Origin of the sequence: Streptomyces sp. SP18BB07, assembly GCF_036322545.1 — a bacterium.
Taxonomy (GTDB): domain Bacteria; phylum Actinomycetota; class Actinomycetes; order Streptomycetales; family Streptomycetaceae; genus Streptomyces; species Streptomyces deccanensis.
Genome location: NZ_JAQYWT010000302.1, coordinates 113,559 through 124,264, shown reverse-complemented (window position 1 = coordinate 124,264; position 10,706 = coordinate 113,559). Strand labels below are relative to the sequence as shown.

Sequence of the window (10,706 nt, the reverse complement as noted above, 5' to 3'; positions counted from 1 at the left end):
GTATTCCCACCCACTTGATGGGGTAAGGCTCCCAGTAGACGACTGGGTTGATAGGCCAGATATGGAAGCCCAGTAATGGGTGGAGTTGACTGGTACTAATAGGCCGAGGGCTTGTCCTCAGTTGCTCGCGTCCACTGTGTTAGTTCTGAGACAACGAACAGTTGTCGGCTAGAGCTGAACCACACAAAAGAAGAGTGTGCTTGTTCGCTCGAAACCATTAGGGTTTCGGTGGTCATAGCGTGAGGGAAACGCCCGGTTACATTTCGAACCCGGAAGCTAAGCCTTACAGCGCCGATGGTACTGCAGGGGGGACCCTGTGGGAGAGTAGGACGCCGCCGAACAATCTTTGGAAAGGACCCCTGGTCCCAGCGTTCAGCTGGGACCAGGGGTCCTTTTGTTTCTAGAATGCTTGCAGTACCGAAGACAGGAGTCACCATGTCCACCAACTCTCCCGACGATCGACCGGAGCGCGACCAGCGGCGACGGGACAGTGGTGACCGTGGCGGCTATCGCGGTGGACCGCGCCGCGACAACGACCGGCGCGACAACGACCGTGGTGGCTACGGGCGGCGCGACGACCGCCGTAGCGACGACCGTCGGGGTGACGATCGAGGGGGGTTCCGTCGCGACGATCGCCGCGATGATCGTGGTGGCTTCCGTCGTGACGACAACCGTGGTGGTGAGCAGCGCGGCGGTGGGTTCCGTCGCGACGACCGCCGGGACGACCGTCGTGATGGCGACCGTGGGCCTCGTCCCGCGTTCCGCCGCGACGACCGTCCGGGGGCCCCTCGTCGTGACGATCGGGATCGAGACCGTGGCTTCCGGCGGGACGGCGACCGGCCGGCCTTCCGCCGCGACGACCGCCGCGACGACCGTCCCGCGTTCCGTCGTGACGACCGCCGGGATGACCGTCCCGCGTTCCGTCGTGACGACCGCCGGGATGACCGTCGTGATGAACGCAGGGACGACCGGCGCGACAGCGGGGACCGTGGCGATCGTGGCGGCTTCCGGCGCGACGACCGGGACCGTGGGTTCCGTCGGGACGACCGCCCCGCTCGTCCCGAGCGTCGTGAGGGTGACCGTCCCGCGTTCCGTCGCGACGACGACCGTGGCGGCTTCCGCCGCGACGACAACCGTGGTGAGCAGCGCGACGGCGGGTTCCGTGGCCGCGACGACCGTAACCGCGACGAGCGACGCGGGGACGACCGCGGTGGGCGTCCGCCCTTCCGCCGTGACGACCGCCGTGACGACTTCCGGCGCGACGAGCGCCGGGACGGGGACCGTCCCCCCTTCCGCCGCGATGACCGCCGCGATGACCGTCGTGACGACTTCCGGCGCGACGACCGTCGGGACGACCGCCCTGCTCGTCCCGAGCGTCGTGAGGGTGACCGTCCCGCGTTCCGTCGCGACGACGACCGTGGCGGCTTCCGCCGCGACGACAACCGTGGTGAGCAGCGCGGCGGCGGGTTCCGTCGTGACGACAGCCGTGGTGGTGAGCGCGGCGGCGGGTTCCGTGGGCGTGACGATCGTGGCCGGGACGACCGGGGCCGTGGTCCCCGTCGGGACGACCGTGGCGGTCGGCCCGGAGGCTTCCGTGGCCGTGACGACCGGCGCGGCGGCGACGACCGGCGTGGTGGTGGCCGTTTCCGCGACGAGCGGGACCGGGACCGGGAACCGATCAAGCGGCTGCCGATCCCCGAGGACGTCACGGGTGACGAGATCGACAAGGACGTACGCCAGGAGCTGCTGAGCCTGCCCAAGGGGCTGGCCGAGGACGTCGCCAAGAACCTGGTGATGGTCGCGCGGCTCATCGACGAGGAGCCCGAGAGGGCGTACGGCTACTCCAAGGTCGCTCTGCGGCTGGCGTCGCGTGTCGCGGCCGTGCGGGAAGCGGCCGGCTTCGCCGCGTACGCGAACCAGAAGTACAGCGAGGCGCTCGCGGAGTTCCGCGCTGCCCGGCGGATGACCGGCAACGTCGAGCTGTGGCCTGTCATGGCGGACTGCGAGCGTGGTCTCGGGCGGCCTGAGAAGGCGCTCGACATGGCCGGGGCTCCCGAGGTGCACAAGCTGGACAAGGCCGGGCAGGTCGAGATGCGGCTCGTCGCGGCCGGCGCCCGGCGTGACATGGACCAGCTCGACGCGGCCATCGTGACGCTGCAGAGCCCCGAGCTGGCCTCCAACTCCGTACAGCCGTGGACCGCGCGCCTGCGGTACGCCTACGCCGACGCGTTGCTCGCGGCCGGGCGTGAGGGCGAGGCGCGGGAGTGGTTCGCCAAGGCCGTCGAGGCCGACAAGGACGGCAGCACGGACGCTTCGGACCGGCTGGCGGAGATGGACGGCGTCGAGTTCATGGACGTCCTCGTCGAGGACGAAGACGAGGACGAGAACGAAGACGGCATCCACGTCGACGAGGACCACCACGTCGACGAGGACCATGACGCCGAGGCCGAGGCCGACGCCGACGCCGACTCCGATGACGAAGCAGGCGACGCAGACGACCCTGCCGATGTGGACGATGTGGACGACGTGGATGCCGTCGTCGTCGACGACGACAAGGACTGACGTCCGGTAGAGACCGTGAAGGGCGGGATTCCGTACAAGGAATCCCGCCCTTTCGTATGTCCGGCCGCCGCGGAAAGCCGCCGTCTCAGAACTCCAGCGCGCGCAGCACCAGCCCGGACGCCGGCTTGGGGCCGAAGGACGTGGATTTGCGGGGCATGGTGACGCCCTGGCGGGCCAGGTCGCGGACGACCTCCTCGCGGACCGGGTGCATGAGGACGGCCGTGCCGCCGTCGCGTTCGGCCTTCTCGACGGTGGCGGCCGTGTCGTGGATGTAGGCGACATGCGCCGGGGAGTCCTCGGGGATGTGCCAGACGTGCGCGAGGAGGGTGGCGTGGAGGACCGTCGCGTCGAGGGTGCGCCAGGCCGGCGGCCGGTCGGCGGGGATCGTACGGGCGAGGAGGTCCGGGTCCGGGCGGTCGACGAGGTGGAAGGCTCCGTCGGACGAACCCGCGAGGATGAAGGCATTGCCGGTGGTAGTCGCGTCCTCCAGGGCCTCCAGGGCCTCCGGGAGAGGGACGTCGAGACGGCGCACGCGGAACAGGCCGTCCAGGGCGGTGAGGGCGTCCTGGAGCGGGAGTTGATGGAGGAGGCGGTGGATGGCCCGTACGCGCAGGGGGTAGCGGGCGGTGTCCACCAGCAGGACCAGGCCGTAGTCCCAGGGGCTGGGGGACGGATGTTCCGTGCGGAGCCGGAGGTAGGTCGCCCAGCGGTGGTGGCCGTCGGCTATCAGGGCCTGGTGGCGGGTGAGGTCCGACTGGATCTCGGCGAGGTCGGCGGGATCGGTGACCGCCCAGAGGCGATGCCTGAAGCCGTCCTCCGTCGTGGTGGCGAGGAGCGGGGGGCGCTCCGTGGTGCGCTCGACCACGGCGGTCGCTCCGGCCGTGGCGCAGCCGCCCCGGTAGGTGAGGAGCAGGGGCTCCATGTTGGTGCCGGTGGCGCGCATCAGGGCCGCGCGGTCCGCGATGACATGCGGAATGACGTCCTCGTGGGGCAGGACCACGCCCGCGGAGGGCTCGGAGAGGCGCAGGGCGCCTATGAGACCGCGCTGGAGGATGCTGCCGTCCGCCTGCTCGTAGACGTACAGACCGGGCTCGGCGTCGGCGGCGAGGACGCCGTCGGCGAGCCAGCGCCGCAGCGTGTCGGCCGCCTGTTCGTCACGGCCGCCCGGGGTACTGGACTGGGGGAGTATCAGGCGGACGATGTTGTGGGGATCGGCGGATTCGAGGTGGAGCAGACCGTCCGGCCGTACGACGACGTCGTACGGCGGTGATGTGACGGCGGCCAGGCTGCCGACCCGGTCGGGGTCGTAGCGAAGCCCCCGGAACGGGGTCAGTTCGAGGCCGCTGCGCGCCGGGATCTCCTCCGCGGGACCTGCGTAGTTCATTGATGCATCGTATGGGTGTCGGTGCCGTGAGGGATGATCGGGGAAAGTGACCTGACCGATTGTTGACCGACGGGCGTCCGGCCCGGGTGGTCGGGAGACCGTCGGACCGAGCGAGGAGCGGAGCACGATGAGCCAGGCAGTCAGGACGCGGCCCGACGGCAGTGGGCAGGCCCTGAGCGAGGCGTACGACACGGCTCTGCTCGATCTGGACGGGGTCGTGTACGCGGGAGGCAGTGCGATCGCGTACGCCGTGGAGTCCCTGAGTACGGCGCGCGCCGGTGGGATGCACCTCGCGTACGTGACCAACAACGCGCTGCGGACGCCCGACACGGTGGCCGCGCATCTGACGGCCCTCGGGATACCGACCGAGGCCGGTGACGTCATCACCTCGGCGCAGGCCGTGGCCCGGCTGATCAGCGAGCAGTTGCCCGCCGGGGCGCGGGTGCTGGTCATCGGTGGTGAGGGACTGCGGGTGGCGCTGCGGGAGCGGGGTCTGGAGCCCGTCGAGTCGGCGGACGACGATCCGGCGGCGGTGGTGCAGGGGTACGGCGGTCCCGACCTGCCCTGGGGGCGGTTCGCGGAGGCCTGCTACGCCATCGCGCGTGGGGTGCCGTGGTTCGCGTCCAACACCGACCTGACGATTCCGAGCGCGCGGGGGATCGCGCCGGGCAACGGGGCGGCGGTGCAGGTCGTCCGGATCGCGACCGGCGCGGAGCCGCAGGTGGCGGGCAAGCCCCTGCCGCCGATGCACCGGGAGACGATCCTGCGGACCGGCGCCGAGCGGCCGTTGGTGGTGGGTGACCGGCTGGACACCGACATCGAGGGGGCGTTCAACGGGGAGGTCGACTCGCTGCTCGTGCTGACCGGTGTGACCGACGGCCCGCAGTTGCTGGCCGCGCCGCCGCAGCACCGGCCGACGTACGTCGACGCCGATCTGCGGGGGATGCTGACCGGGCAGCCGGAGGTCGTCGAGGCGGGCGCGGGATTCCGCTGCGGCGGCTGGACGGCCACGGCGGGGCCTGATCGGCTGGAACTCGATGGTGAGGGCGAGGCCCTGGACGGACTGCGGGCGCTGTGCGCGGCGGCCTGGACCGCGGCCGGCGAGGGCACATGCGAGCTGGACGGAGGGAAGGCGCTGGCCCGGCTGGGTTTGTGACGGGCTGGGCGGGCACCCGCCCCGTACGACTGAGCGTTGGTCGCGGACGCGATCGAGCCAGAGCGGACGCGATCGAGCCGGAAAGGGAGGATAGGCTAACCTAACCGGGTGTTGGTCGACAGTCCTCCTGAACCGCGCGCGGAGACCGCCCCCGCGCCCCCGAACCGCCGGGCGGTACGAGCCGTCGGGCTTCTCGTGGCCCTCGTGATCCTCGTTCTGGTGGCCCTGGCGAGTATCGCGATCGGCGCGAAAGAGCTCTCCCCGGAGCAGGTCTGGCACGGCCTGTTCGAGGACACGGGGACGTACGGCGACGCCGTGGTCGGGGAGCGGATCTCGCGCACGCTCCTCGGGCTGCTCGCGGGAGCCGCGCTCGGCCTGGCCGGTGCCGTCCTCCAGGCGCTCACCCGGAACCCGCTGGCCGACCCGGGCCTGCTCGGCATCAACGCGGGCGCGTCCGCGGCCGTGGTCACCGCCATCACCTACTTCGGCGTCACCTCGCTGAGCGGATACGTGTGGTTCGCGTTCGCCGGCGCGGCCATGGTCGGGGCGCTGGTCTGGTTCCTCGGCGGCAGCCGGGGCGCGACGCCGGTGCGGCTGGCGCTCGCCGGTACGGCGATCAGCGCCGCGCTCTACGGCTACCTCCAGGCCGTGATGATCATGGACGACGCGGCGCTCTCCAAGATGCGCTTCTGGACGGTCGGTTCGCTGGCCTCGGCGACCGACGACACCATCACCCAGGTGCTGCCGTTCCTGGCTGTCGGTACGGTCGTCGCGCTGCTGCTCGCCCGGCCGCTGAACGCGATGGCCATGGGCGACGACACCGCCCGCGCGCTCGGCGCCAACCTCAACCGCACCCGCGCTCTCTCCATGGCCGCCGCGACCGTGCTGTGCGGTGCCGCGACCGCCGCCTGCGGGCCGATCGTCTTCGTCGGGCTGATGGTCCCGCACGTGGTGCGCTCCTTCACCGGGCCCGACCTGCGCTGGATCCTGCCGTACGCGACCGTCCTGTCGCCCGTGCTGCTGCTCGGCGCCGACGTGCTCGGTCGCATGGTGGCACGGCCGGCGGAGCTGCAGGTCGGCATCGTCACCGCGATCCTGGGCGGCCCGGTCTTCATCTTTCTCGTACGACGGCGGAGGACGGCCCAGCTGTGAAGACGCAGGCCACGAGGGAAATGCAGGCCACGAGGGAGACACACGCCATGAGCAGGCCCGCAGGGCGGGACCGTGCGCTCCGCACGCCCGGCGGCCTGTCGGTCCGCCTGGACGTACGGGCGTTCACCGTCGTCGTCCTGCTGCTGCTGGCGGCGCTCACCGCGAGCGTCGTGCTGATCGGGACCGGCGACTTCCCGATCCCGGCCGGCGACGTCCTGCGGACGCTGCTGGGCAACGGCGACGCGGGCCAGGAGTTCATCGTCAACGAGCTGCGGCTGCCGAGAGTCCTGGTCGGGCTCCTCGTCGGGGCCTCGCTCGGGCTCGGTGGGGCGCTGTTCCAGTCCATCTCCCGCAATCCGCTGGGCAGTCCGGACGTGCTCGGCCTCTCGCAGGGCGCGACCGCCGGCGCCCTGATCGTCATCGTGCTGTTCTCCGGCAGCGCGAACCAGGTGGCCCTCGGGGCGCTCGTCGGCGGACTGGTCACCGGCATCGCGATCTATGTGCTGGCGTGGAAGCGGGGCGTGCACGGCTATCGGCTCGTGCTGGTCGGCATCGGTGTCTCCGCGATCGTCACGGCGGTCAACGGCTACCTGATCACCAAGGCCGACCTCGTCGACGCGGCCCGCGCGGTCGTCTGGATGACCGGCTCTCTCAACGGGCGTGACTGGGCCCAGGTCTGGCCGCTGCTGATCATGTGCGCGCTCCTCGTGCCCCTGGTGCTCGGCAACGCGCGCGGGCTGCGGATGATGGAGATGGGCGACGACGTGTCGTACGCCCTCGGGGTGAGCGTCGAGCGGGTACGGCTGCTGCTGATGGTGTCGGCCGTGCTGCTCACCGCCGGGGCCACCGCCGCCGCCGGGCCGGTCAGTTTCGTCGCCCTCACCGCGCCTCAGCTCGCCAAGCGGCTGACCCGCTCGCCGGGCCCGAACCTGGTGCCCGCGATGTGCATGGGCGCGACCCTGCTGATCGTCGCCGACTGGGCCTCGCAGCGGGCCTTCGGAGCCGACCAGCTGCCGGTCGGCGTGGTCACCGGTGTACTCGGCGGCGTCTACCTGCTGTGGCTGCTGGTCACCGAGCGCAAGGCCGGGCGGATATGAACGAGAACGACAGCGCATCGGCGCACGCGAAAGACCAAGGGAGCACTGTGAACCGCCTGTCCGCCGAGAACGTCACCCTCGCCTACGACCAGCGGGTCATCGCCGAGCAGTTGTCGGTGGAGATTCCCGACAACTCCTTCACTGTGATCGTCGGCCCCAACGCGTGCGGGAAGTCCACGCTGCTGCGGGCCCTGTCGCGGATGCTGAAGCCGTCACAGGGGCGGGTGCTGCTCGACGGGAACGTCATCCAGTCGATGCCCGCGAAGAAGGTCGCCCGGACGCTCGGACTGCTGCCGCAGTCGTCGATCGCGCCCGACGGGATCACCGTCGGCGACCTCGTGGGCCGCGGCCGGTACCCGCACCAGGGTCTGTTGCGCCAGTGGTCGACCGAGGACGAGCGGATCGTCCGGGAGTCGATGGAGTCGACCGGGGTCGCCGAACTGGCCGACCGTTACGTCGACGAGCTGTCCGGCGGCCAGCGTCAGCGCGTCTGGATCGCCATGGCGCTTGCCCAGCAGACCCCGCTGCTGCTGCTCGACGAGCCGACCACCTTCCTCGACATCCAGCACCAGATCGACGTGCTCGACCTGTGCGCCGAACTCCACGAGCAGCAGGGCCGCACGCTGGTCGCCGTGCTGCACGACCTCAACCACGCCGCCCGCTACGCCACCCACCTCATCGCCCTGCGCGGCGGCTCGGTGATCGCCGAGGGCGCCCCCTCCGAGATCGTCACGGCCGAGCTGGTCGAGGAGGTCTTCGGGCTGCGCTGCCAGGTCATCGACGACCCGGAGACGGGCACGCCGCTGGTGGTGCCGGCGGCGCGCAAGGCACGGACCGGGATGGCCAGGACCGAGAAGGCGGGATCCGAGGAGCCCCGATCCGAGAAGGCGGGACCCGAGAAGGCGGGACCCGAGAAGGTGGGGGCCGCTACAGAAGCTTCCTGAGCTGGAGCAGGTCCCGGAAGCCCGCCTCCAGCTTCACGCGGCCCGACCCCCAGGCCTTGGCGAAGTTCAGTTGGCCGTCGACCAGGGCCACCAGGTCGTCGCCCGTCATCGCGAGCCGGATCTGCGCCTTCTCGGCGGGCGGCCCCTGAAGGGTGTCGTGCACCTCGATCCGGCCGTCCCGCATCCGCCCCACGAAGGTGATGTCGAGGTCCGTGATGTGGCAGCTCACCGAACGGTCGAGGGCCGTCGCCTCACGCACCTGTCCGTCGACGCCTGCCATGGTGTCCGAGAGCTTTTCGAGCGCGGCGCGGCACTCATCGATCGTTGCCATCGCGCTCGACGGTACCCCAGAGCTTCGCGGTAGCGTCTGGGCATGAGCGACTCTTTGCCCGAGGTCGTGGCGGAGACGGACGCGGCGGTTCCGGAGCCGGCGGCCGAGGTCGAACCCGAATACGACCCTGCCGCACCCGCCCCGCTGGACGTGCCCCGCACCGCCACCGGCCACGCCGAGGTCGACACCGCCCTCGACCGGCTGGCCGACGCCGACCACCTCGCCACCGACGGCCATGTGGAGGTGTACGAGGATGTACACCGGGGGCTGCGCGACGCGCTCACCGCGCTCGACGCCCGCCCGGGACCTCCGGCGCCCCCGCGACCGTACGAAAGCAGGAGCTGAACCCACCGTGGCAGGAGTCGCACGCCGCCGTCTGGACGCCGAACTGGTCCGGCGGAAGCTCGCGCGGTCGCGTGAGCACGCGAGCCAGCTGATCGCCGCCGGTCGGGTCACCGTCGGCAAGACCGTCGCGACCAAGTCCGCCACCCAGGTGGAGACCGCGGCCGCGATCGTGGTCGTGAGCGACGACAGCGACCCCGAGTACGTGTCCAGAGGCGGCCACAAGCTCGCCGGAGCCCTGGAGGTCTTCGTCCCGCTGGGGCTGGCCGTCGAGGGGCGCCGGGCGCTGGACGCGGGGGCGTCCACCGGGGGGTTCACCGACGTACTGCTGCGGGCCGGTGCCGCGCACGTCGTCGCCGTGGACGTGGGATACGGACAACTCGCGTGGACCTTGCAGAGCGATGAACGCGTCACCGTCAAGGACCGTACGAACGTACGCGAGTTGACGCTCGAAGCGATCGATTGGGAGCCTGTGGATCTTGTCGTGGGGGATCTGTCCTTCATCCCGCTCGGCCTGGTACTGCCCGCCCTGGTGCGGTGCGTGAAGCCGGACGCCGATCTGGTGATGATGGTCAAGCCGCAGTTCGAGGTGGGTAAGGAGCGGCTGGGCAGTGGGGGAGTCGTGAGGAGTCCGGAGCTGCGCGCCGAGGCGGTGCGCGGGGTGGCCCGGCGGGCCGGGGAGCTGGGACTCGGGGTGAAGGGTGTGACGGCCAGTCCGCTGCCCGGTCCCTCGGGCAATGTGGAGTACTTTCTGTGGCTGCGTGCCGGGGCACCCGCGCTGGACCCGGCCGACGTCGACCGAGCAGTGGCGGAGGGCCCGCGGTGACCCAGGACCGATCTCGAACTGTTTTCCTGCTCACCCACACCGGGCGGCCGGCGGCGATCCGCAGTGCCGAACTCGTCGTCAAGGGGCTGCTGCACCACGGCATCGTCGTGCGCGTCCTGGAGTACGAGGCCGAGGACATCCCGCTGCCGGAGGAGGTGGAGCTCGTCAAGGAGGCCACCCCGCAGTGCCTCGACGGGTGCGAGCTGCTCATCGTCCTCGGCGGTGACGGCACGCTGCTGCGCGGCGCCGAGTTCGCCCGCGCGTCCGGGGTGCCGATGCTCGGCGTCAACCTCGGCAGCGTCGGCTTCCTCGCTGAGGCCGAGCGGGACGACCTCGACAAGGTCGTCGACCGGGTGGTGACCAAGTCCTACGAGGTCGAGGAGCGGATGACCGTCGACGTCGTCGTTCATCAGAACGGGGACATCGTCCACACGGACTGGGCGCTGAACGAGGCGGCCGTGCAGAAGGCCGGCGCCGAGAAGCTGCTCGAAGTCGTCCTGGAGATCGACGGGCGGCCGGTGACCGGGTTCGGGTGCGACGGGATCGTGCTGTCGACCCCGACCGGGTCGACGGCGTACGCGTTCTCGGCGGGCGGGCCCGTGGTGTGGCCGGAGGTCGAGGCGCTGCTGATGGTGCCGATCTCCGCGCACGCGCTGTTCGCCAAGCCGTTGGTGACGTCGCCGAACTCGGTGCTGGCGGTGGAGGTGCTGCCGCACATTCCGCCGGGGGTGCTGTGGTGCGACGGGCGGCGGACCGTCGAGCTGCCGCCGGGGGCGCGGGTCGAGGTGCGGCGGGGGGCTGTGCCGGTGCGGCTGGCTCGGCTGCACCACGCTTCGTTCACCGACCGGCTGGTGGCCAAGTTCGCGTTGCCCGTTTCCGGGTGGCGGGGGGCTCGGCACTAGCGCGATGAGG

Annotated in this window: 10 protein-coding genes, 1 rRNA gene and 1 pseudogene; 10 read left to right on the top strand and 2 right to left on the bottom strand. The window is 71.1% G+C overall.

Going from position 1 to position 10,706, the window contains the following annotated elements; all coding sequences use genetic code 11:
- The first annotated feature begins 224 nt into the window (after positions 1-224).
- From rrf to PUR53_RS19320, 3 genes and pseudogenes are all read left to right on the top strand, one after another.
- Positions 225-341 (top strand): 5S ribosomal RNA (gene rrf / locus PUR53_RS19325).
- 496 nt (positions 342-837) lie between these two features.
- Positions 838-1,536: pseudogene (locus tag PUR53_RS48215) on the top strand (DEAD/DEAH box helicase); the annotation flags it as partial.
- Between the two features lie 150 nt (positions 1,537-1,686).
- Entirely contained in the window at positions 1,687-2,562 is an 876-nt protein-coding gene (locus PUR53_RS19320) for a hypothetical protein (protein WP_329909040.1), read from the top strand.
- 85 nt (positions 2,563-2,647) lie between these two features.
- Here PUR53_RS19320 and PUR53_RS19315 read toward each other — a convergent pair whose 3' ends face one another.
- A complete protein-coding gene (locus PUR53_RS19315) occupies positions 2,648-3,946 on the bottom strand; it encodes a DUF1015 domain-containing protein (protein WP_329900470.1) in 1,299 nt (432 codons plus the stop codon).
- 127 nt (positions 3,947-4,073) lie between these two features.
- Here PUR53_RS19315 and PUR53_RS19310 point away from each other — a divergent pair, with 127 nt between their 5' ends.
- The 4 genes from PUR53_RS19310 (at position 4,074) to PUR53_RS19295 (ending at position 8,295) form a co-directional block, all read left to right on the top strand.
- Positions 4,074-5,102, top strand: a complete 1,029-nt coding sequence (locus PUR53_RS19310) for an HAD hydrolase-like protein (RefSeq protein ID WP_329900469.1) — start codon at positions 4,074-4,076, stop codon at positions 5,100-5,102.
- A gap of 108 nt (positions 5,103-5,210) precedes the next feature.
- On the top strand, positions 5,211-6,254 hold the full coding sequence (locus tag PUR53_RS19305) for a FecCD family ABC transporter permease (RefSeq protein ID WP_329900468.1): 1,044 nt from the start codon (positions 5,211-5,213) through the stop codon (positions 6,252-6,254).
- A gap of 47 nt (positions 6,255-6,301) precedes the next feature.
- Positions 6,302-7,351 (top strand): FecCD family ABC transporter permease, encoded by a 1,050-nt coding sequence (locus tag PUR53_RS19300; protein ID WP_329900467.1) that lies wholly within the window; start codon positions 6,302-6,304, stop codon positions 7,349-7,351.
- Entirely contained in the window at positions 7,348-8,295 is a 948-nt protein-coding gene (locus PUR53_RS19295) for an ABC transporter ATP-binding protein (protein WP_329909034.1), read from the top strand. The genes PUR53_RS19300 and PUR53_RS19295 overlap by 4 nt, the downstream gene beginning before the upstream one ends.
- On the opposite strand, the gene PUR53_RS19290 is transcribed toward PUR53_RS19295, so the two are convergent.
- Complete coding sequence (locus PUR53_RS19290) at positions 8,279-8,626, bottom strand: SCP2 sterol-binding domain-containing protein (RefSeq protein WP_329909033.1); 348 nt, start codon at positions 8,624-8,626, stop codon at positions 8,279-8,281. The genes PUR53_RS19295 and PUR53_RS19290 overlap by 17 nt on opposite strands.
- 42 nt (positions 8,627-8,668) lie before the next feature.
- Here PUR53_RS19290 and PUR53_RS19285 point away from each other — a divergent pair, with 42 nt between their 5' ends.
- The 3 genes from PUR53_RS19285 to PUR53_RS19275 are packed head-to-tail and all read left to right on the top strand — an operon-like array spanning position 8,669 to position 10,696.
- Complete coding sequence (locus PUR53_RS19285) at positions 8,669-8,971, top strand: hypothetical protein (protein ID WP_329909032.1); 303 nt, start codon at positions 8,669-8,671, stop codon at positions 8,969-8,971.
- Positions 8,972-8,978: 7 nt separating this feature from the next.
- Positions 8,979-9,794: a TlyA family RNA methyltransferase gene (locus PUR53_RS19280; RefSeq protein ID WP_329909031.1), complete on the top strand. Its 816-nt coding sequence runs from the start codon at positions 8,979-8,981 to the stop codon at positions 9,792-9,794.
- Positions 9,791-10,696 (top strand): NAD kinase, encoded by a 906-nt coding sequence (locus PUR53_RS19275; RefSeq protein ID WP_033528902.1) that lies wholly within the window; start codon positions 9,791-9,793, stop codon positions 10,694-10,696. The genes PUR53_RS19280 and PUR53_RS19275 overlap by 4 nt, the downstream gene beginning before the upstream one ends.
- The last annotated feature ends 10 nt before the right edge of the window (positions 10,697-10,706 follow it).